This is a genomic window from Paraeggerthella sp. LCP19S3_G8 (assembly GCF_052119225.1).
Classification (GTDB): domain Bacteria; phylum Actinomycetota; class Coriobacteriia; order Coriobacteriales; family Eggerthellaceae; genus Paraeggerthella; species Paraeggerthella hominis.
In genome coordinates this window covers 194,149-214,025 of record NZ_JBQKFQ010000001.1, presented here as the reverse complement: position 1 = coordinate 214,025, position 19,877 = coordinate 194,149, and the positions used below count along the sequence as shown (strand labels likewise).

The 19,877-nt window shown below is 62.5% G+C and carries 21 protein-coding genes; 5 read left to right on the top strand and 16 right to left on the bottom strand.

What is annotated here, in order from left to right; all coding sequences use genetic code 11:
* Positions 1 to 5: 5 nt before the first annotated feature.
* On the bottom strand, positions 6 to 497 hold the full coding sequence (locus tag ACTQZK_RS00970; RefSeq protein WP_216528591.1) for an FMN-binding protein: 492 nt from the start codon (positions 495 to 497) through the stop codon (positions 6 to 8).
* Positions 498 to 554: 57 nt separating this feature from the next.
* Positions 555 to 1,124 (bottom strand): cytochrome c3 family protein, encoded by a 570-nt coding sequence (locus tag ACTQZK_RS00965; protein WP_441898008.1) that lies wholly within the window; start codon positions 1,122 to 1,124, stop codon positions 555 to 557.
* A gap of 481 nt (positions 1,125 to 1,605) precedes the next feature.
* On the opposite strand from ACTQZK_RS00965, the gene ACTQZK_RS00960 reads away from it, so the two are divergent.
* Both ACTQZK_RS00960 and ACTQZK_RS00955 read left to right on the top strand, forming a co-directional pair.
* A complete protein-coding gene (locus ACTQZK_RS00960) occupies positions 1,606 to 2,226 on the top strand; it encodes a TetR/AcrR family transcriptional regulator (RefSeq protein WP_114565805.1) in 621 nt (206 codons plus the stop codon).
* A 78-nt stretch (positions 2,227 to 2,304) separates the two neighbouring features.
* Entirely contained in the window at positions 2,305 to 3,300 is a 996-nt protein-coding gene (locus tag ACTQZK_RS00955; protein WP_441898006.1) for a DUF5692 family protein, read from the top strand.
* Between the two features lie 341 nt (positions 3,301 to 3,641).
* On the opposite strand, the gene ppdK is transcribed toward ACTQZK_RS00955, so the two are convergent.
* From ppdK to rpsP, 9 genes are all read right to left on the bottom strand, one after another.
* Positions 3,642 to 6,380 (bottom strand): pyruvate, phosphate dikinase, encoded by a 2,739-nt coding sequence (gene ppdK, locus ACTQZK_RS00950; RefSeq protein WP_114565808.1) that lies wholly within the window; start codon positions 6,378 to 6,380, stop codon positions 3,642 to 3,644.
* Positions 6,381 to 6,437: 57 nt separating this feature from the next.
* Positions 6,438 to 7,322, bottom strand: coding sequence for a pyruvate, water dikinase regulatory protein (locus ACTQZK_RS00945; protein ID WP_114565809.1), 885 nt, complete (start codon positions 7,320 to 7,322; stop codon positions 6,438 to 6,440).
* A 4-nt stretch (positions 7,323 to 7,326) separates the two neighbouring features.
* Positions 7,327 to 9,417: a glycine--tRNA ligase subunit beta gene (gene glyS / locus ACTQZK_RS00940; RefSeq protein ID WP_441898003.1), complete on the bottom strand. Its 2,091-nt coding sequence runs from the start codon at positions 9,415 to 9,417 to the stop codon at positions 7,327 to 7,329.
* The gene (locus ACTQZK_RS00935) at positions 9,414 to 10,379 is read right to left on the bottom strand and encodes a glycine--tRNA ligase subunit alpha (protein ID WP_216528594.1); all 966 of its coding nucleotides are present in this window, start codon (positions 10,377 to 10,379) and stop codon (positions 9,414 to 9,416) included. Before ACTQZK_RS00935 ends, glyS begins: the two co-directional genes overlap by 4 nt.
* Before the next feature lie 48 nt (positions 10,380 to 10,427).
* The gene (gene lepB / locus ACTQZK_RS00930) at positions 10,428 to 10,991 is read right to left on the bottom strand and encodes a signal peptidase I (protein WP_216528595.1); all 564 of its coding nucleotides are present in this window, start codon (positions 10,989 to 10,991) and stop codon (positions 10,428 to 10,430) included.
* A 483-nt stretch (positions 10,992 to 11,474) separates the two neighbouring features.
* On the bottom strand, positions 11,475 to 12,194 hold the full coding sequence (gene trmD, locus ACTQZK_RS00925; RefSeq protein ID WP_441898000.1) for a tRNA (guanosine(37)-N1)-methyltransferase TrmD: 720 nt from the start codon (positions 12,192 to 12,194) through the stop codon (positions 11,475 to 11,477).
* A 43-nt stretch (positions 12,195 to 12,237) separates the two neighbouring features.
* Positions 12,238 to 12,759, bottom strand: coding sequence for a ribosome maturation factor RimM (locus ACTQZK_RS00920; protein WP_441897998.1), 522 nt, complete (start codon positions 12,757 to 12,759; stop codon positions 12,238 to 12,240).
* Entirely contained in the window at positions 12,760 to 13,014 is a 255-nt protein-coding gene (locus ACTQZK_RS00915) for a KH domain-containing protein (RefSeq protein WP_114565815.1), read from the bottom strand.
* Between the two features lie 5 nt (positions 13,015 to 13,019).
* Entirely contained in the window at positions 13,020 to 13,265 is a 246-nt protein-coding gene (rpsP, locus tag ACTQZK_RS00910; protein WP_114565816.1) for a 30S ribosomal protein S16, read from the bottom strand.
* A gap of 390 nt (positions 13,266 to 13,655) precedes the next feature.
* Here rpsP and ACTQZK_RS00905 point away from each other — a divergent pair, with 390 nt between their 5' ends.
* On the top strand, positions 13,656 to 13,979 hold the full coding sequence (locus tag ACTQZK_RS00905) for a DMT family transporter (RefSeq protein ID WP_441897996.1): 324 nt from the start codon (positions 13,656 to 13,658) through the stop codon (positions 13,977 to 13,979).
* Between the two features lie 25 nt (positions 13,980 to 14,004).
* Complete coding sequence (locus ACTQZK_RS00900) at positions 14,005 to 14,730, top strand: B3/B4 domain-containing protein (RefSeq protein WP_216528598.1); 726 nt, start codon at positions 14,005 to 14,007, stop codon at positions 14,728 to 14,730.
* A gap of 82 nt (positions 14,731 to 14,812) precedes the next feature.
* Here ACTQZK_RS00900 and ACTQZK_RS00895 read toward each other — a convergent pair whose 3' ends face one another.
* The 3 genes from ACTQZK_RS00895 to ACTQZK_RS00885 form a co-directional block, all read right to left on the bottom strand.
* Positions 14,813 to 15,319, bottom strand: coding sequence for a GNAT family N-acetyltransferase (locus ACTQZK_RS00895; RefSeq protein ID WP_216528599.1), 507 nt, complete (start codon positions 15,317 to 15,319; stop codon positions 14,813 to 14,815).
* A gap of 146 nt (positions 15,320 to 15,465) precedes the next feature.
* Complete coding sequence (gene ffh / locus ACTQZK_RS00890; RefSeq protein ID WP_114565820.1) at positions 15,466 to 16,878, bottom strand: signal recognition particle protein; 1,413 nt, start codon at positions 16,876 to 16,878, stop codon at positions 15,466 to 15,468.
* Between the two features lie 425 nt (positions 16,879 to 17,303).
* Entirely contained in the window at positions 17,304 to 17,639 is a 336-nt protein-coding gene (locus ACTQZK_RS00885; protein ID WP_441897993.1) for a hypothetical protein, read from the bottom strand.
* 246 nt (positions 17,640 to 17,885) lie between these two features.
* On the opposite strand from ACTQZK_RS00885, the gene ACTQZK_RS00880 reads away from it, so the two are divergent.
* Positions 17,886 to 18,101, top strand: coding sequence for a helix-turn-helix domain-containing protein (locus tag ACTQZK_RS00880; protein ID WP_441897992.1), 216 nt, complete (start codon positions 17,886 to 17,888; stop codon positions 18,099 to 18,101).
* On the opposite strand, the gene ACTQZK_RS00875 is transcribed toward ACTQZK_RS00880, so the two are convergent.
* Complete coding sequence (locus ACTQZK_RS00875) at positions 18,042 to 18,248, bottom strand: hypothetical protein (RefSeq protein WP_441898223.1); 207 nt, start codon at positions 18,246 to 18,248, stop codon at positions 18,042 to 18,044. The two genes, ACTQZK_RS00880 and ACTQZK_RS00875, sit on opposite strands and share 60 nt — an antisense overlap.
* Before the next feature lie 455 nt (positions 18,249 to 18,703).
* The gene (gene ftsY / locus ACTQZK_RS00870; RefSeq protein ID WP_114565821.1) at positions 18,704 to 19,624 is read right to left on the bottom strand and encodes a signal recognition particle-docking protein FtsY; all 921 of its coding nucleotides are present in this window, start codon (positions 19,622 to 19,624) and stop codon (positions 18,704 to 18,706) included.
* Between the last annotated feature and the right edge of the window lie 253 nt (positions 19,625 to 19,877).

The following is a 19,877-nucleotide window of genomic DNA, read 5'->3' as shown; positions in this document are numbered from 1 at the left end:
CCTCCCTAGTTTCCCGCAGAGACGGCAGCGCCTGCGCCTGTTTCCGCTTGCGCAAGGGCGTCCTCAACCGCCTGCTTGACGCCGGCAGTGGTGATGGTAGCCCCGCTCACAGCGTCGATGTCGGCGCCCTGCGCCGCGTCGATCAGGGCCGCGTACTTGCCGTCGCGGATGGCCTCAAAGCCGCCGACGCTTTGCGTTTCGCCTTCCTGCGTTGTTTCTATGCAGGTCAAGCGGTTGTCCTGAACCAAAAGCGTCACCGTCACCAAACCGTCCATGCCCTTGCCCGTGCCGGTGTACACGCCGTCGTGCAGCGTTCCTTCAGCCTTTTTCGCAGGATCGACCGTCACCTGCGCCGCCCACGGATCGTCCGTGCGCAGCGCCAGCTGCTCGGCGCTCGCCGCATCTTTCGATCCTGATCCCTCGAACCCCGCGCCGCACCCCGTAAGGCCCAGCGTCAGCGCCGCAGCGCATCCCGCAGCCACAGCCGTCTTCTTCATACGCACCCTCCTCGGTCTTCGGGAACGGCAATCGAAACCGCGTTCCCGGTCCAGCCCCTAACGCTTCGAAGCGTCGTTCCATCCGACGGGAATTTCGTAGTCATGGCAGGTATTGCAGTACATCTGGGAAGCTTCGTGGACGCCATGGCAGTTGCTGCAATCGATGGCCTCCCCCTGATGCGAGCGATGCGGGTTCACGCCCGCCCGGCCTCCCCAATCCTGCGTTGCGGCCACGGCGCTCTCCCAATCATGGCAACCGCTCTGCGCGCACATGCCCTTGTCGGCGGTGACGCCCGTCCGCGTGATGCGGCCCGCCTCGTCCGTTTCGAAATCGCCGGATACCCAGGCCACGCCTTCGGCCACCTGTTGATCGATCTTCGCCTCGTGGCATTCCAGACAGGTCGCGTTCGCTCGCTCGTGCGCGTTCGCCAGCAGCGTTTCGTCGTGATAGTAGCCCTCCACGTACGCGTCCATCGGATCGTGGCAGATCGCGTTACAGAAGCCGGGCTGCTCGTGCCACACCCAAAAGCCCCCTCCCGCGGCAACCGCCGTAATCGCGACCACCGCCGCCACGATCGGCCATTTCCTCTTTTCGGAGCGCTTCTCGCTCGGCTCGTTTCCCTCCATGGCCCCTCCTTTTCCCTTTAGTTCATTGTTGTATCTTTTTCGTTTCACTAATGAACTTTATGGAGCGCATGCTAGCATCTTTGCGAGCGCGGCGAAACCCGCCGTTGACGAGCGGAATCGTTTCGTCAACGAAAGCGGCGGGGACGCGGGGCGCTTGCGGCAATGCGGCGGTCGCGCCGTACGACGCCCCTTCCGCGTAACCGATACGCCGCATAGCGCGCTCTCCCATGCAGCGCCCCTTCCGTGCAGGGCGCGCACCATGCAACTCGCACGCTCACGACGCTCTCTCCCATGCAGCGCGCCTTCCGCGCTGGCTCCTTCCGCAGGCGGGCCTTATTGACGCTTTGCGAAAAGTGTTAATTGACGATCCGTCAATGATGGGCGTATGCTGCGCTCATCAGGGGATCGACACCATCGCCTTTGCAAGCGGCTTAGCGAAAGCAGGCAAGCGCGAAGAACGACCGTCGGCAAGGAGGGAACCATGGGCACCGCGAACGACAAGGCGGCACGAAGCGCGCCGTCGGCTACGCGCCGCGCGGACATCGTGGCAGCCGCTCGGGCGCTCTACGAAGAGCGCGGGCTCTCCAAAACGTCCGTCCAGGACATTACGGATCGCGTGGGCGTAACGCGCTCGCTGTTCTATCACTACTTCCCCGACAAGGAGGCTGTGACGTCGGCGGTGCTTGACGACTACGTTGCCGATTTCATCGAAGCCACCCATTATTGGAACGCCCAGCGACGCACGGGCGACATCGAGCACGCCCTTTCGAGCGTGGTCAAGCTCATGCGCCTAGGCGTGTTCGAGCACGACGCCTTCCGCCGTTCGCTCGCCTCGCGCGAGAACGCGGCGCTCTACATCGACTTCGTGAACCGCGTGGCCGACCGCATAGCCACCTACATTGTAGAGACCACGGTGCAGGACTACAGCGCGCGCCATCGCGTGCGCATCGACCACGTCTACGAAACGTTCTACGTCCTTATCTTGGGAATCGTGGGCTACCTGCGAACGCACCCCGACGCTGACGACGAAGTGCTGAAAGACCTTATCGTGCAAACGCTCCACATGGACAGAGGGCGTCCCGAAACCGACGATACCGAATAGCGCCAAGCGGCGCGTATACCGGAAGAAACAGGTCGAAAGGCGACCTGTGCGAAGCATACCCGAAAGAAGGAGGGTTCCATGTTGTTCCAAGTGTACGGCGAGAACGCCGTGTACCAATGGCTCGGCTGGGCGATGGTGTTCATCTGCCTGATCCTGGTCAACGAAGTGGCGCGTCGTTCCAAGGCGGGAGGCGTGTTCTGCTTCCTGATCCTGCCCGCAGGGCTGACGGCGTACTTCATCGCCATCACCATCGGCGCCATGTCAGGCGCTCAGTGGTCGCTCGACAACCCCACGCATCTGTACATGAACAGCTGGTTCCACTACGCGAAGCTGTACGCGGCAACCATCGGCTGCATCGGCTTCATGGCACTCAAGTACAAGTGGGGAAAGATCGGCAAGTCGCATTGGTTCAAGTGCTTCCCGTTCGTCATCGTGGCCATCAACATTCTGATCGCCGTGGTGAGCGACTTCGAAAGCGCCATTCGCGCCTGGGGCACCACGTGGGTGTCCACCGAGGGCGTCACGCTCTACGGCGGCTGGCACAACGTGTTCAACGGCATCGCGGGCATCTTGAACATCTTCGTCATGACCGGTTGGTTCGGCATCTACGTGTCCAAGAAGAAGCAGGACATGCTGTGGCCTGACATGACCTGGGTGTTCATCATCTCCTACGACATCTGGAACTTCTGCTACACCTACAACTGCCTGCCCACGCACTCCTGGTACTGCGGCCTGGCGCTGCTTCTGGCCCCCACCGTGGCGGCGATGCTGTGGAACAAGGGCGGCTGGATCCAGAACCGCGCGTTCACGCTGGCCATCTGGTGCATGTTCGCGCAGTGCTTCCCGCTGTTCCTGGACGACAGCGTGTTCGCCGTGCAGTCCGTGAACGACCCGAACGTGAACCTCGTCGTATCGGTGCTGGCGCTGGCGGCCAACGTGGCCGCGCTGGGGTACGTGGCGTACCGCAGCAAGAAGCTTGGCAGAAACCCCTACACCAACGAGATCTTCGTGGGAACGAAGGACTACGAGCAAGCCATGGCTCGTCGCGAGGACGCTCCTGCTCAGACGGCGTAGCGCCTGGCATATCGCAAGGCTTGCAACCGACAGCCTACATGCATCTTGCTTGAAGAACGGCCTGGGAATCCGGGCCGTTCTTCTTTGCACCCCGGCGTCTCTCGCGCGCAATCCCCTCCCCCGTCACCGCAACCGCCGCCGGGATCCGGGCCCCGGCGCGCGAGGCGCGATCCCCCTCCGCAACGCTCGAGCCCGGACGCGGGTTTACCAAGCAGGCCCCGCATTGCTCGAGTCCAAACGCGAGGCCGCCAAGAAGGCGCGCGCTACTCCCTCTCCCACGCAGAAGGACCCGCAACACGTTCGCTGCGGGTCCTTCGAGCATGCACGCTATTTGACGACGCTTACTTGTCGCGCGCGTCGCCCATCTTCTCGGCAAGGGCGGCCTGGCCAGCGGCCAAGCGAGCCAGCGGCACGCGATACGGCGAGCAGCTGACGTAGTCCAGCCCGATCTTGTGGAACATCTTCACGGAGTCGGGATCGCCGCCGTGTTCGCCGCATACGCCGCACACGATGTCGGGATTGCCCTTGTGGCCCAGCTCGACGCCCATCTCGACCAGCTTGGCAACGCCCGGATCGATGGTGGCGAAGGGGTTGTACGGCAGCAGGCGCTCGGCCAGGTACTGCGGAACGAACTCGGCCTCCACGTCGTCGCGGCTGAAGCCGAACGTCGTCTGGGTCAGGTCGTTCGTACCGAAGCTGAAGAAGTCCGCCTGCGTGGCGATCTCGTCAGCGGTAACGGCAGCGCGCGGCAGCTCGATCATGGTGCCCACGGGGATGTCCAGCTCGATGCCCTGCTCGGCGGCAACCTCGGCGATGGCCTCCTCGGCCACGCGACGCAGCTTCTCCAGCTCGGGCAGCACGGACACCAGCGGGATCATGATCTCGGGCTTCGGATCCAGGCCGCGCTTCTTGAGCTCGGCGCATGCCGTGGCGATGGCGCGCACCTGCATGACCGGCAGGATGGGATACACGATGCCCAAACGGCAGCCGCGCAGGCCCAGCATGGGGTTGGCCTCGCTCATCGAGTCGATCTGCTCCATGAGCTTGCGCTTCTCGGCGATAGTCGCCTTGTCGCCGCCGGTAGCCTCCAGCTTGGCGATCTCCACGTCAAGGGCGCGCGGGCTTTCCAGGAACTCGTGCAGCGGCGGATCGAGCAGGCGCACGATAACCGGCAGCCCGTCCATGGCTTCGAACATGCCCAGGAAGTCGCCCGTTTGAGCAGCCAGAAGATCGTTCACGGCCTTCTCGCGCACGGCTTCGTCCTCGTTCAGGATGAAGGTCTGGATGATCTGCTTGCGATCGCCCAGGAACATGTGCTCGGTACGGCACAGGCCGATGCCCGCAGCACCGAAACCGCGGGACAGCTCGGCGTCCTCGGGGTTGTCGGCATTGGCGCGCACGCCCAGCGTGCGGAACTCGTCAGCCCACTCCAGGATGGTGTCCAGGTCGCCGGTAAGCTCGGGAAGCACCAGGTCGACAGCGCCCAGCACCACGATGCCCGACGTGCCGTCGATGGAGATCATGTCGCCCTCGTTGATGACGACGTCGGTGCCCACCACGATAGCCTGCTTCTTCTCGGCATCGATGCGCAGCGCCTCCACGCCGCACACGCACGGAGTGCCCATGCCGCGCGCGATAACGGCAGCATGAGAGGTCTTGCCGCCGTGCGAGGTCAAGATGCCCTCGGCAGCGATCATGCCGGCCAGGTCGTCGGGGTTGGTCTCCCAGCGAACCAGCACGCACTTGCGACCAGCCTCGGAAACCTCGACGGCGTCCACGGCCGAGAACACGGCTTCGCCCACGGCAGCGCCCGGAGAGGCGTTCAGGCCGCGAGCCAGCACGTCGTAGTCGGCGCTCTTGTCGAACTGCGGGTGCAGCAGCTGATCGAGCTGGTCGGGATCGACGCGCATGACGGCCTCCTCCTTCGAGATGAGGCCCTCCTTCTCCATCTCGATGGCGATGTGCAGCGCGGCGGCGGCGGTGCGCTTGCCCACGCGGGTCTGCAGCATCCACAGCTTGCCCTGCTCGATGGTGAACTCGATGTCGCACATGTCGCGGAAGTGGTTCTCCAGCGTCACGAACACTTCCTCCAGCTCGCGACCGGCCTCTTCCAGGCCCGCGACCTCTTTGAGCTCGGCGATGGGGCTCGTGTTGCGGATGCCCGCCACCACGTCCTCGCCCTGGGCGTTCACCAGGTAGTCGCCGTAGAATTCCTTGTCGCCGTTAGCGGGGTTGCGCGTGAACGCGACGCCCGTGGCGGAGGTGTTGCCCTTGTTGCCGAACACCATGGACTGCACGTTGACGGCGGTGCCCAGGTCGTCGGCGATCTTGTTCTGCTTGCGGTACAGCGTGGCGCGCGGGTTGTTCCAGCTGCCGAACACGGCTTCGATGGCAAGCTGCAACTGGGCCATGGGGTCCTGCGGGAACTGCATCGCGCCGTCCACCACGAGGCTCGGATAAGCTTCGGCGGAAACGTTCTCGGCGAAGATCTGCTTGAACTCGGCCACGAGCTCCTGCAGGTCCTCGGCGGTCAGGTCGGTGTCGGACGCCACGCCGCGCAGGTTCTTCATGGCGGTGATGGCGTTCTCGAACAGGTCGCCGTCCAGGCCCATGACCACGCCGGAGAACATCTGGATGAAGCGACGGTAGGAGTCCCATGCGAAGCGCGGGTTCTCGGTCTGCTTGATCAGGCCGTTGATGGACTGGTCGTTCAGGCCCAGGTTCAGCACGGTGTCCATCATGCCCGGCATGGACATGGGAGCGCCGGAGCGAACGGAGACGAGCAGCGGATCCTCGGCATCGCCGATCTTCTTGCCCATGCGGGTCTCAAGATCCTCGCGGTACTCGCGGATGGTGTCGAGCGCGCCTTCGGGCCAGGTGTTGCCGGCATTGGCGTACTCCATGCACGTCTGGCACGTGATGGTGAATCCCGGAGGTACGGGCAGACCGATGTTGGCCATTTCAGCAAGGTTCGCGCCCTTGCCGCCGAGGATCGCCTTCATGTTGGTATTGCCCTCGGTCACGTTGTTGCCCTGAGCGTCCTTGCCGAACGCATAGACTCGCTTGACTTCTTCAGTCACTTTTTCTCCTTAACCCGAAGTGCTTTTCGTTACCGTTTCGAACCTTGAGTCACAGGTCTAGCCCATCATATCAGCCGATGGCGGATGAACGCGCTCATAGTAGCGCAAAATCTCTTGAGCGGTTTCCTCAACGGCTCGATTTTCGGTGTGAATGACAATGCAGCCGAGTTTGCGCATCAGGGCGCGCGCCTTCTCCAGATCCTGGTAGACAAACTCGGGATCGGCGTAGCGCGAAGCCACCCCGCCGGCACGGCCGAGCCTTCTCTGGCGGATGCTCACCAGCACTTCCGCCGTGGTCATAAGCCCGAACAGCCGGGTGCGCTCCACATCGAAGATCTCCTTCGGCGGCTCCGTCGAGGGATCGAGCGGAATGTTCGCCACCTTGTAGCCCTGCTGCGAAAGGTAGATGGACGTCGGCGTTTTCGACGAGCGGGACACGCCCAAAAGCACGATGTCCGCCTGCGCGATCTCCTGCGGGTTTCGGCCGTCGTCGTGAGCGATGGTGAACTCGATGGCCTCGATCCGCCTGAAGTAGTACTGGTCGGCCACGTGCACGCTGCCCGGCGTCGTGGACGGGGCGAGCCCCGTCATGCGCGCGATAGCCCCCACGGCGCTCGTCATAAGGTCGACGGCCACTACGTCGTCGCGCGAGGCGGCGTACTCCGCCAGCCTGCGCGACAAGCCGGCGTCCACCAGCGTGTAGAAGACCAGGATACGGCCGTCGCCCGTGCGCTGCCGGTGGAAAGCGCTGTGCTCGTCGATGAACGCCTCGATCTCCTCGAACGTGCGCGCCTTCGGCAGCACCTCGATGATGGGATTCGTGACGCCGAACTGGGCGGCGGCCGCACGGGCCACCGCCTGAGCCGTCAAGCCCACCGAGTCGCTTACCACATGGATGGTGGGCAGCGGCGTCGCGTTCTCATGAACGATGAAATCGCCCATGGCGCTACTTGGCCGACTTCGCCATCTTGCCGAAGTCCGCCACGTGGGCAAACACGGCCACGAAGCGGTTCAGCAAGCGCAGGCGGTTCTCGCGCACCGCCTGGTCCTCGTCCATGATCATGACGTCCTCGAAGAAGGCGTCGATCGGCGCGCGCAGAGCCGAAAGCGCGGCGAGCGCGGCGGCGTAGTCGTCGGCGGCGAGCGCCTCGGACACGCGCGCGGCGGCCTCGTCGGTTGCGGACAGGAGCGCGCGCTCCGCGTCGGCCGCCAGGGCCTCGTCCACGTCGGCGCCCAGCTTCGCGTCGCGCAGGTTGTTGGCGCGAGCGTACGCGACGGCCAGGTTGTCGAACGCGTCGGGCGCGTTGGTGCGGGCCGCTTCGAGCGCGCGGGTGCGGGCGATAATCTGCGCCGGCTCCTCCACACCCGTGGCCAGCACGGCGTCAACGGCGTCGGGCGAGCAGCCGCCGTCGCGCAGCATGACCTTCGTGCGCGTGACGAAGAAGTCCGACACCTCGGCGCGAACCGCGTCCCGATCGAACGCCACGCCGGCCGCCTGGTAGGTGGACAGCGCCGCATCGACGGCCGCCGCCAGGGAAACGGGCAGCCCCGCCTCGAGCATGGCAACGATGCCGATGGCGCTGCGGCGCAGGGCGAACGGATCGGACGAGCCGGTCGGACCCTGGCCTACCGCGAACAGGCCGCAGATGGTGTCCAGCTTGTCGGCGGTCGCCACGATCTTGCCCACGTTGGACGCGGGCGGCTCATCGCCGGAGAAACGCGGACGATAGTGGTCGGCGATGGCGCGTGCCACCTGGTCGCTTTCGTTCGCGGCCTCGGCGTAGTACGACCCCATCACGCCCTGGACGCTGGTGAACTCCACCACGGCGTTCGTCACCAGGTCGGCCTTGGCCAGATACGCGGCGCGCTCGGCGTCGGCGGCGTCGGCTTCGGAAAGCCGCGAGTCGCAAGCCAGGTGCTTCGCCAGCGCCACGATGCGGTCGGTCTTCGCCTTCATGGTGCCGAGCGTTTCCTGGAACACCACTTCGTCCAGACGATCGACGTATGCCTCAAGCGGGCGCTTGAGGTCTTCTTCGTAGAAGAACTTGGCGTCGGACAGGCGGGCGCGCACCACGCGCTCGTTGCCGTCGATGATGGTGGAAGCATGCGCCGGGTCGCCGTTGCTCACCACGATGAAGTTGTTGGTCAGCTTGTCGTTCGCATCGTACAGCGGGAAGTAGCGCTGATGCATGAGCATGGCGTCGACGATGATCTCCTCGGGCACGCGCAGGAACTCCTCGTCGAAGGTTCCCACCAGCACGGTCGGCTGCTCGCAGAGGTTCGTGACCTCCAGCAGGGTCTTCTCAGGCAGCTCGGCGCGAGCGCCCGTCTGCGCCTCGGCCTGCGCCACGCCGACGCGAATGACCTGCTCGCGAGCCTGTTCGCTCGTCACCACATGCGCAGCCTCGACAACGTTCAGCAGGTCGGCGGCCGTGGCCACCTCGTGCGGGCCGGGCGCCAGGAAGCGATGGCCGCGCGTCAGGTTGCCGGCCGTCAAGCCCGCGAAGGAAACGGGGATCACGCGCTCGTCCAGCATGGCCACAAGCCAGCGCACCGGGCGCGAGAAGTACTCGCTCGTGGTGCCCCAGCGGCAGGACTTCGGCCACGAGATGCCCTCGATCACGCCCTCCAGCACGCCGGGCAGCAGCTCGGCCACGTCGCGCGCGGGAACGCTTCTCGCAGCGAACACGTACTCCACGCCGTTCTCCTCGCGGCGCTCGAGCGCTTCGACGTCGACGCCCTTGCCGCGCGCGAAACCGGCGGCGGCCTTCGTCGGGTTGCCTTCGGCGTCGAACGCGATCTTAGCGGACGGACCGCGGAACACCTCGTCAAGGGCCTCGGTTGTATCGGCCACGTCGGACACCATCGCGATCAGGCGGCGAGGCGTGGTGTAGATGGCCACGTCGCCATGCGGTATGCGCACTTCGTCGAGCGCGGCCGGGACCAGCTTCTCAAGCTGAAGCGTTGCCTTGTGCAGATCGAACGCCGGAATCTCCTCGGTGCCGATCTCGAATGCGAGCGTATGCAGGGTGCTCATCGTGCCTCCTCCTTTCCTGCCTCGACGTCTTCGGCGGGCTTGATGCCCACCACGTGCTCCATGTAGCTTGCGCACACGGCCTTCGCCAGCGTGCGAACGCGCAGGATGTAGGCCATGCGCTCGGTTGCGGAGATCACGCCGCGCGCGTCGAGCAGGTTGAAGGTATGGCAGCACTTGAGCACGCTGTCGTAAGCGGGCAGCGGCAAGTCGGCCTCGAGCGTGCGCTTGCACTCGGCTTCGCGCTCGTTGAACTCCTGGAACAGGAAGTCGGTGTCGGCCACTTCGAAGTTGAACTTGGAGTACTGGCGCTCGTTTTCCAGGTACACGTCGCCGTACGTGAACGTCACCCCGTCGGCTCCCCGGCTCCACACGATGTCGAACATGCTGTCCACGCCCTGCACGAACATGGTCAAGCGCTCCAGGCCGTAGGCGATCTCCACCGGAACCGGGCTGCACTCGAAGCCGCCGACCTGCTGGAAGTAGGTGAACTGGGTCACCTCCATGCCGTCGATCCACACCTCCCAGCCAAGGCCCCAGGCGCCCAGCGTCGGGCTTTCCCAGTCGTCTTCCACGAAGCGGACGTCGTGCGCGTCCACGTCGATGCCGATGGCGCGCAGGCTGCCTAGGTACAGGTCCTGGATGTTGTCGGGCGAGGGCTTCATGAGCACCTGGAACTGGAAGTAGTGCTGGGTGCGGTTGGGATTCTCGCCGTAGCGGCCATCGGTAGGACGGCGGCTGCCCTGCACGTAAGCCGTGCGCCACGTGTCGGGTCCCAACGAGCGAAGCGTGGTAGCGGGCGCGTTCGTGCCGGCGCCCACCTCGTTGTCGTAAGGCTGCAGGATAACGCAGCCCGCGTTTGCCCAGTAGCGCTGCAGGTTCATGATGACGTCCTGGAACGTCGGCGGCAGCTGATCGGCAGCCCCCTGCTGCTGCGCCAAAGCGTTTGCAGTTTCGGTTGACATGGCTCTCCTTGTCCTCGTACGGAATCCCTCAGTGTGTTCGAACGCCCGCTATTCCAGCAGGCCGAAATTGCTCAAAGGCCAGTACACCAGCGCCCCCCGACCCGTAACCGAGCTGACCGGCACGGCGCCGAAGAAACGCGAGTCCTGCGAGTTGGTCCTATTGTCGCCCATCACCCAGATGAAGCCCTGCGGAACCGTGTAGGGATAGGTGACATCGCTTGCCAGCGGATACGACGGCAAGCCGTTGGTGTAAGGTTCGGAAAGCGCCCTGCCGTCCACGTAGACCAGGCCGCTGTCGTCGATGGTGACCGTCTGCCCGCCCACGGCGATGCAGCGCTTGATCAGGACGCGCCCGGGGATCTCGGGGTCTTGGAACGTCACGATGTCACCCGGCGCAGGCTCGCGGAAATAGTAGCTCACCTTTTCGGAGAACACCATGTCCCCCGTCATGATGGTCTCTTCCATGGAGCCGGAAGGAATCTCGTACGGCTGGAACACGTAGGTCCTTAGCAACCACGACAGCCCGAAAACGAAGGCCACCATGATGACCAGGCTGAAAAACGACCTGAGTATGCTCGGACGCTGACGATCGGCGTGCTGACCGGAATTCATGAAGCCTGCTTATCCTTTCGATGCGGGCGCGCGGCGCCCGAATGAGATCACGAGTGCCTATGATAGCGCGTCCGAGCGACCCGCCCGACCCGTTCGACAAAGTTTGCAGAAAAATCCCGATCACCGGGCGAAAGAGGGCGAAAGAGCAAAAGCCGCAGCAAGGCGAAGCCCCCGAGCTGCCGGGCGAACGCGGCGCGCGCACGAAAAACCGCCTTCGCTGGCAGGTTTTGACGGTTAGAGGTCGTCGATGGACCCCTTGTTTTCGCCAGCAATCAAGCCGCTTTGCATTCCACCAGGTCAGAGCATTGCGAAGACAAAACCGAACGTTCGAAGGAAACCAGCGGGCCGGCCAAACGACCTCAAACCGTCAAAAGCTGCCACGGAACGTGATTTTTCGTGCGCTGAGCGAGAATCGGCCGGTCGCGACGCGGCAAAGGCCAGCCAGGCCGCGGAGCAGCAAGGCGACTGCCCGCCTTCGCCGCCTTACAGGGCGTCGAGAAACTTCCGATCTTCGGAAGACAAGTCCACGGCATCGAGCAAGTCGGGGCGCAAGCGATAGGTGCGCTCCAGGCTGCATTCGCGACGCCAGCGAGCCACGGCTGCGTGGTTTCCCGACAAAAGAACCGGCGGGACCTCCATACCGCGAAACGAAGCCGGACGCGTGTACTGGGGATATTCCAAAAGGCCGTCGGCGAAGCTCTCGCCGAGAGCGCCCGTCTCGGCTCCCAGCACGCCCGGAACCTTGCGCACCACGGCGTCGATGACCACCATGGACGCCAGCTCGCCGCTCGTGAGCACGTAATCGCCCAGCGATATCACGCGATCAGCCAGCGTGTAGGCGCGCTCGTCGATGCCTTCGTAATGGCCGCACACGAACACCAGACGGTCTTCCTGCGCCAACTCGCACGCCAGCGCGTCGTCGAAAGGAGCCCCATGCGGGCTCAAAAAAATCGTGCAGGGGCGCGCAGGATGCTTGGCTACGATGTCATCGTGCGCCTCGAAGATGGGCTCGCATTTCATGACCAGCCCGTCGCCGCCGCCGTACGGGTCGTCGTCGGTAGTGCGATGCCTGTCGTGCGTCCAATCCCGCAGGTCGTGCGCCTTGAATTCCAGTAGGCCCTTCTCCTGCGCGATGCGCATCATGGAAGACCCCATAACGGAATCGTACATGGACGGAAACGTCGAGAGCGTCTCGATGATCACGGAAGGGTCCTTTCAGGCAAACGGAAAGCGCCGCGCAAGGACGCTACAGATCGAGCAAGCCGTCGGGCAAGGCCACGTCGATGCGGCGGGCATCGTCGTCGAAACCCACAACGAAGGCATCTACCAACGGGATGAGCGCCGATCCGCTCCCGTCCGCTCGGGCAACCGAAAGAAGCGTTTGGCCGGGATTCTCGAGCACGTCCTCCACAACGCCCACGTACCCGATGCAAGCATCGTGCACCTCGTAGCCCGCAAGGTCGTCGTCAACCGCGACCAGCGCATTTTCAGGCAGATCAGCCCGTCGAACCAGGCAATGACACCCAGCCAGCAGCTCTGCCGTGTCGATGCTGTGCACGCCTTCGAATGTGACCAGGTACGCGTCTTTCCCCTCGTGCTTCACGCTTTCCACGATACCGCGACGCGGCCCGTCATGCCGAGGCGGAACGAACGCCACCTCCAGGCCTTCGGACAGCAAAAAGGGAAGACCCGGCACGCTGCGCGCGACGAGCCCTCCCGATAAGGTTTTTGTTCGAGCCAGTTCGGCTACGTTAACCCATGCACGCATTTAATCGAGAAGTTCCACTTCGACATGCGTGTTCGTACGAGAAGCAGCAGCACGGGCAAGGGTGCGGATAGCCTTGATGACACGACCCTGGCGGCCGATCACCTTGCCAGCGTCCTCTTCATGCACGCGCACCTCGACGAGGATCGTTCCGTCCTCCGCGTTGCTCGCCGTGATCTCGAGATCGTCTTCGAACTCGATAAGCGGACGTACAACGGATTCAACCAGACCGACGATGTCTTCCGTCTGCTCGGCCATAGGATTTACGCGTTCTCGCGGGCGCGCCTGATCAGCGAAGCGACCGTGTCGGTCGGCTGTGCGCCGTTCTTGATCCACTGGTCAACCTTGTCCATGTCAAAAGACACCATGGCAGGCTCGGAGCAGGGATTGTAACGACCCACTTCCTCGATGAACTTACCGTCGCGCGGGCAGCGCGAATCGGCAACGACGATGCGGTAGTACGGACGCTTCTTGGCGCCGTGACGGGCCAGGCGAATTTTAACTGCCATGAAGATGAACTCCTTTTGCTTCTTACATACGATTCATGCCTCAACACCGTCATTACGGTGTAGGGAAAACAGCAATTGCTTATGATACGGCGAAACTACCGGTTTGACAAGCGGATTACCAAGCCGAATTTTAAGCGTTTCAGGCCAAACGCGCAAAGCGAGGTGCAATCGTCCTCGAAAAGCCCACGTTTGAGCGCGTCCGACATGTGCGCGGCAACCGTCGCAATGGCGGAATGAGCGCACTTGACTCGCCCAACGCAGTGTAGTATTCTGCCAAACCAATCAAATAGGATATCTGCCGCCGGGTAGATCAAGACGCGAGCATGCGCACTTTCATCAGTAGGCCTGAGAAGATGAAAGAGGCGGCATGCTTTTTTATTGGGAGGAATTATGAACTGGGCTATCTTGATCATTGCCGGACTGTTCGAAACGTTCTGGGCATACGAGCTCAAGCTTTCGGAAGGGTTCACGAAGCTTGTCCCTAGCCTGCTTACCGTTGGCGGCATGATCATCAGCTTCGGGCTTTTGTCGCACGCGCTCAAAACGCTGCCGCTCAGCATCGGGTACGCGGTATGGACGGGAATCGGCATGGTCGGGGCGGCCGTCCTGGGCATGGTAGTGCTCAAGGAGCCGGCAAGCGCGCCTAAGATCATCTGCATCGCGTTGATTGCCGTGGGAATCATCGGCCTCAACCTTACGACGCACGAAGGATAGCAGCGACGACACGAAGGAGAAGAACATGAAGAGATTCATCGCCGAAGACTCGTTTTGGAACCTGTTTCCCAAGTCCGCCATCGGCATCATCGTCGTTCGCGGCATGAAAAGCGCAAGCGACGTGCCCGCCGACGATGCCGCCGAAATCTCGAGGCTGCTGCGCGACGCGAACGAGCAGGCGAACGCCTACCTGACCAGCAACGTGATTTCCGAAAACGAGCCCGTCAAGGTATGGCGCGAAGCGTACCGGCAGTTCAAAACGAAGAAGGGCGCGCGCTGCTCGATCGAGAACCTGCTCAAGCGCGTGCTGAAGGGCAATCCTGTAGGGTCCATCACGCCCTCGGTCGACATCTACAACGCCGTTTCCCTCAAGTACGCCCTGCCCGTCGGCGGCGAGGACATCGACTCGCTCGTCGGCGACTTCCGCCTGGGCATCACCGAAGGAGGCGACGCGTTCACGCCTATCGGAGAGGACGGCGACGACCCCACGCTGCCGGGCGAGCTGTGCTACCGCGACAACATCGGAGCCGTATGCCGCTGCTTCAACTGGCGCGACGGGCAGCGCACGGCGCTTTCGGACGATTCGAGCAATGCGATCCTCGTCGTGGAGTGCTTGGAACCCGAACGGCGCGAAACGCTGGAAACCGCGCTTGACGAGTTCGCCGCCCTCATGGAGCGACACCTAGGCGCAACCGTAACGACGCGCACCGTGATCGACCGCGAGCATCCGGAAATCGTCATTGCCGAGTAACTGCGAAAGAGCGTCTTGCGCCATCCGGCAAACCGACGGCGCAAGACGCTGGGAACAGCCTAGACCAGGCTGCGAACTAGCCTCAGCAGCCGCGGTTTTCGCGTGCGGTGCTCTTGTAGAAGATATGCACGTCCTCGTAGGCGCCCATGAAGTTGACGAAGCCCCCGGGAATGGTGCCGACGCGCGTGAAGCCCATATCCTCGTACAGGTGAATGGCCCCCTCGTTGCTTGCCACCACCGCGTTGAACTGCAGGCCTTGAAAGCCCTTCTTTGCCGCCTGCTCGAGCGAATCCGCTACAAGCGCACGGCCGAGCCCGACGCCGCGCGCGCTTGACGCTACCGCATAGCTGGCGTTGGCAATGTGCGCGCATCGACCCACGTTGTTCGGATAAAGGATGTACAAGCCGAACAGCTTCGAGTCGATGGCAGCCACCGTCGTCAGAGCCTGCGCGGCGAAAAACTCGCGCGCCGTATCGATCGTAAGCGGCTCGATCTGCGGAAACGCTTCCCCGCCTTCGACCACTTCGTTCCACACCTTGATCATGCCCGGAAGATCCTCTTCACGATACGGGCGTATCTCGAGCGCCATGGCGCGCCTCCTGTCGTTTATCGCCGTCAACCTGCGCGGAGCGAACGCGCCGCGCAGGCAAGTATAGCAGAGGCCGGCACCCGCCCGAAAGCAACCGGCAACCGTCGGCAAACGAAGATCCGCCGGCAGTCGCCGGCGGAATCATGCTACTGCCCCATCATGTCCTGGAGCTTTTTGATATCGGACATGCTCATGCCGCCCATGCCGGGTATCCCTCGACGTCGACGGCCCTTCTTGCCCTTCTTTCCCTTTCGACCGCCTTGCATCTCCTCCATGGCGGGCATCATTTTCTTCATCATCTTCTTCGTCTCGTTGAACTTCTTCATAAGCTGATTCACGTCCGAGACGGTGACGCCCGCACCCGCCGCGATGCGCGCGCGACGGCTCCCGTTCAGGAGGTCGGGCTTTTCGCGCTCCGCTTTCGTCATGGAGTTGATGATGATCTCCATGTGGTCGAAGGCGCCCTCGTCCACCTGGCCGGAGGCCATGGCCTTGTCACCGCCCGGCAATGCGCTGATCAGCTTCGAGACGCCGCCCATCTTGCGTACCTGGCGGTTCATTTCGATGAAGTCGTTCAGGTTGAGCTGCGCCTTCATCATGCGCTCGGCGGACTCGGCCTCGATCTCCTCCTGCTGCACCGCCACGGCGCTTTCAATGAGGCTGACCACGTCGCCCATGCCCAGGATGCGCTTCGCCATGCGGTCAGGATGGAACTCGTCAAGCGAATCGGGCTTCTCGCCCGAGCTGATGAACTTGATGGGCTTGCCGGTGACCTGCTTGATCGACAGCGCGCCGCCGCCGCGGGCGTCACCGTCCATCTTCGACATGATCACGCCGTCGAAATCAACCCGCTCAGCGAACGCGCTGGCCACGTTCACCACGTCCTGGCCGGTCATGGCGTCCACCACCATGAGGATTTGATCGGGCTTGACCGCGCGCTTGATGGCCTCGGCCTCGTCCATCATCTCGTCATCGACGTGCAAGCGGCCCGCCGTGTCGACGATGACCACGTCGCGCAGGTTGTCGATGGCGTCCTGCACGCCCTCAGTCGCGATCTTCACGGGATCCTGCCCGTCGCCGCGGTACACGCGCACGCCGATCTCGCCGCCGAGCGTTTCCAGCTGATCGGCCGCAGCGGGACGGTACACGTCGCAGGCAACCAGCAACGGAGAGTGGTTCTCTTGCTTCAAGCGGTACGCCAGCTTCGCGGCCGCGGTGGTCTTGCCGGAGCCCTGCAAGCCCACCAGCATGATCACGTTGGGTATGCGGCTCGACAGCACCAACTTGGAGTCCGTGCGCCCCAGAAGTCCGGTCAGCTCGTCCAAAACGATCTTGATGACGTTTTGAGCAGGCGTGAGCGAGTCAAGCACCTCTGCGGTCAGGCAGCGTTCCTTCGTGTTCGCAACGAAAGCCTTGACCACCTTGAAGTTGACGTCCGCTTCCAGAAGCGCCATGCGGATCTCGCGCATGGCGCCGTTGATGTCGTCCTCGGTCAGGCGGCCCTTGCCGCGCAGACCGGAAAATATGCCTTGAAGGCGTTCGGAGAGGTTTTCGAGCATGGTCGGTAGGCTCCTCGTCGTATGCGTCGATTAAGCGTAGTGGTTCGAATTATACGACAGCATTCCCGCTCCGACCACAAACACACAAGCAATCCGACCGCGTATTAGAAGTACCCGCATCTCTCGGCGGCAACGTCGTCGACGACGTCAATATTGCGCTGGACATGATGAGCGGCCCGTTCGACGAATTCGCTCGAAAGCGAAGGGCTCGCCGACAGAGCTCGTTGAAAGGCTCTCTCTGATCCACCCCCGACGAACCCTTCACCAGGCAGTTCGATCCGTCGATTTGCTCCCATCGCTTTTCCAGCGCACCTGGCGTAGAACTGTCGGGGGTTCGCACGAGTTAATTACGAAAATCCCCTTATCATGGTCATGCCCCTTTGGTAAAGTCGCACCTCATTCGAGATGCTTTCGAGAAGCGCTCTCTAGGAAAGAATCCCGGGGACCATAGACCGCGCACAATCAAGACAAAGTGTGCGAGAGTAGTAACTCGAGTAGACCTTGCCGAAAAACCAATTGCCACAGTTGTCGCAAAAATGCATATTCATCAGTACAACAAAACCGCCTACAAAAAGAGCAGCTACAATCGCTCTCCTCATGTATTTCTCTTTATCGGAATCCTGCACGCTTCCATCGGAAAGAGGCAGTGAAGCCGCTTTTCTGCTTCGAACAAATGCGTATATGGCATAAGCCGCAAGCACTAAGGTGAACAGCGGTAGCATTGCGAGAAATTCCGGAAACCCCATACCCATTATTTTCATCATTCTCACCTTTCATCATCGAAGCTAATATGACTTGCAATAGCAAGTCATATTAGCTTCGCATATTCCAACAGAAGCACAAGAATCGCCTTCTTTCATCCGATCACTTAGCCATAGCGCGCCCCCGCACGCTCTCTCCCAAAAAATCACGATCATTCAGCATTATTCAGCAGGTTTAGCACTCGTTGCTCTTGGTGACTTGCTTTCACAAGCCACCAAGAGCAACGAGCCACATACCCTGAACTCATGAATACGGATACTCGCAGAATCATATTGGGCAGAACTATACGGAAGTTGCGCGAGGAGCAGCATCTTTCCCAACGTCGATTCGCGCTCATGGTCGACACCAACCAAACGCATCTGTGGCAAATCGAATCTGGCCGAGTGAACGTCGGAATCGATCTACTGTGCAGAATCGCCGATGGTCTCGGCACCGACGTCAAAAGCCTCATCGATTTCTAGCAGCAGCGCAATACCCGAAAGCCGCCCCTTGGAACTGGCGACAAGATCGCAAGCGGCCACCGCGCGTGCGATTCTTCCCTTAATGTTGCGTTCGGAGGACGCTTTGGGGGATGATCTTCGATAGGGGTATGCATATTGCCTGGTCACAGGTATTCTCCGTTAGCGGACGAGTCTCAACATGCGCTCGAACGCAACATTAAGGGAAGAATCGCACGACAAGCAAGCTACTCCATAGTAAACGCCACCCGGACCGGCTCTGCTACGTCGAGCAGTTCAAGCACGGGGACATGGACCGCAGGAACCTGCCCTTCGAGCACGAAGCGCACGACCCATCGGGAGATCGGGACCTCATAGCGTACTGGACCAGGCAGTATCCTCGCAATATCGAGGATGGGTCAGTATAGAGCCTGGAAGAATTAGGGCGCGCATGGGGGAACTGCAGCAATTCCGAGCGCGCGGAAGGCCGTATCTTGGCCGCATCCGAAAACGCGACCAAGGCTTTACCAACGAAGCGACCGCAAGCGCACGCTCGGCACCTGATTCTTTCGTCGCAGGTGCCGATTCACGCCCAAACTTGCGAACCCTCCCGCCCGGCCGCTCTGCTAGCTTCGTTCGTCGAACTCGCCGACGAGGGCGCGCGCGAAATCGTGGGCATCGAACTCCTTGAGGTCGTCAAGCCCCTCCCCTACGCCGATCTTGAGCACGGGAAGGTTCAGCTCGTGAGACACCGCGAGCGCGATGCCGCCCTTGGCCGTGCCGTCCAGCTTCGTGACGATCACGCCGTCCAGATCGAGCGCGCGATCGAACTCGCGCGCCTGCTGCAGGCCGTTCTGCCCGGTGGTCGCATCGGTCACGAGCACCGTGTACACGGGCATGTTCGCGCGCTTGCGCACCACGTTCACCACTTTCTCGAGCTCGCGCATGAGGTCGGCCGACGTATGCAGGCGCCCGGCGGTATCGACCAGCACCAGGTCGGCACCCTCCTGCTCGGCGCGCTCGATGGTGTCGTAGCACACGCTGGCAGGATCGCTGCCGCGCTCGCGCGTGCACACGGGCACGTCCGCGCGGCGCGCCCACACCTCCAGCTGCTCGATAGCCGCCGCGCGAAACGTGTCGGCGCTGCCTAGAAGAACCTTGCGCCCCTCGTCGGTGGCCGCTTTGGCGATCTTGCCCACCGTGGTGGTCTTGCCAGTGCCGTTGATGCCCACGAACAAGACGATGGCTTCGCCGCCGCCGAACACGTCCTGGCCGCCTTCCGCAAACGTGCTGGCAATCTGGTCGTTCAGCAGGTCGAGCACGGCGTACGCGTCGGGCAGCGCCTTGCGGGTGGCCTGGTCGCGCAGGTTCTCCACGATCTCGGACGCGGCAGCGCCGCCGATGTCGGCCAGGATGAGCGTTTCCTCCAGGCCGTCCCAAAACTCTTCGTCCAAATCCGGGCCGCGGTCGAGCAGAACGTTCATCTGCTCCTTGAACTTGTCGCGCGAACGGCTCAGCCCTTCGCTGATCCTATTGAAAAATCCCATGTCGGGCTCCTTTCTCAGCAACTTGAACAGTGTAGCTCAAAAAAAGCCCCCCGTCAGCGACGCAGATTCCCCTGAAGCCCGCACCCCGCAAACATCGCGCCCGTCCCATCCCCTGGCTCCCTCGCAGACAGAAGCGAACCGCCCTGCACCACGCACAACGCCTGCAAAGGAGCCGGGCGGCGGTGCCCACCAAGCGAGTTCCGCACGAGTCGAACCGCCCAGCGGGCTGTTCGCGCGAGCTCAGGATTGTTCG

Excerpts from the sequence above, each read along its gene's own strand:
- ACTQZK_RS00970 (WP_216528591.1), bottom strand. The coding sequence starts at position 497 with ATGAAGAAGACGGCTGTGGCTGCGGGATGCGCTGCGGCGCTGACGCTG.
- ACTQZK_RS00965 (WP_441898008.1), bottom strand. The coding sequence starts at position 1,124 with ATGGAGGGAAACGAGCCGAGCGAGAAGCGCTCCGAAAAGAGGAAATGG.
- ACTQZK_RS00960 (WP_114565805.1), top strand. The coding sequence starts at position 1,606 with ATGGGCACCGCGAACGACAAGGCGGCACGAAGCGCGCCGTCGGCTACG.
- ACTQZK_RS00955 (WP_441898006.1), top strand. The coding sequence starts at position 2,305 with ATGTTGTTCCAAGTGTACGGCGAGAACGCCGTGTACCAATGGCTCGGC.
- ACTQZK_RS00945 (WP_114565809.1), bottom strand. The coding sequence starts at position 7,322 with ATGGGCGATTTCATCGTTCATGAGAACGCGACGCCGCTGCCCACCATC.
- glyS (WP_441898003.1), bottom strand. The coding sequence starts at position 9,417 with ATGAGCACCCTGCATACGCTCGCATTCGAGATCGGCACCGAGGAGATT.
- ACTQZK_RS00935 (WP_216528594.1), bottom strand. The coding sequence starts at position 10,379 with ATGTCAACCGAAACTGCAAACGCTTTGGCGCAGCAGCAGGGGGCTGCC.
- lepB (WP_216528595.1), bottom strand. The coding sequence starts at position 10,991 with ATGAATTCCGGTCAGCACGCCGATCGTCAGCGTCCGAGCATACTCAGG.
- ACTQZK_RS00920 (WP_441897998.1), bottom strand. The coding sequence starts at position 12,759 with ATGCGTGCATGGGTTAACGTAGCCGAACTGGCTCGAACAAAAACCTTA.
- ACTQZK_RS00915 (WP_114565815.1), bottom strand. The coding sequence starts at position 13,014 with ATGGCCGAGCAGACGGAAGACATCGTCGGTCTGGTTGAATCCGTTGTA.
- rpsP (WP_114565816.1), bottom strand. The coding sequence starts at position 13,265 with ATGGCAGTTAAAATTCGCCTGGCCCGTCACGGCGCCAAGAAGCGTCCG.
- ACTQZK_RS00905 (WP_441897996.1), top strand. The coding sequence starts at position 13,656 with ATGAACTGGGCTATCTTGATCATTGCCGGACTGTTCGAAACGTTCTGG.
- ACTQZK_RS00900 (WP_216528598.1), top strand. The coding sequence starts at position 14,005 with ATGAAGAGATTCATCGCCGAAGACTCGTTTTGGAACCTGTTTCCCAAG.
- ACTQZK_RS00895 (WP_216528599.1), bottom strand. The coding sequence starts at position 15,319 with ATGGCGCTCGAGATACGCCCGTATCGTGAAGAGGATCTTCCGGGCATG.
- ffh (WP_114565820.1), bottom strand. The coding sequence starts at position 16,878 with ATGCTCGAAAACCTCTCCGAACGCCTTCAAGGCATATTTTCCGGTCTG.
- ACTQZK_RS00885 (WP_441897993.1), bottom strand. The coding sequence starts at position 17,639 with ATGAAAATAATGGGTATGGGGTTTCCGGAATTTCTCGCAATGCTACCG.
- ACTQZK_RS00880 (WP_441897992.1), top strand. The coding sequence starts at position 17,886 with ATGAATACGGATACTCGCAGAATCATATTGGGCAGAACTATACGGAAG.
- ftsY (WP_114565821.1), bottom strand. The coding sequence starts at position 19,624 with ATGGGATTTTTCAATAGGATCAGCGAAGGGCTGAGCCGTTCGCGCGAC.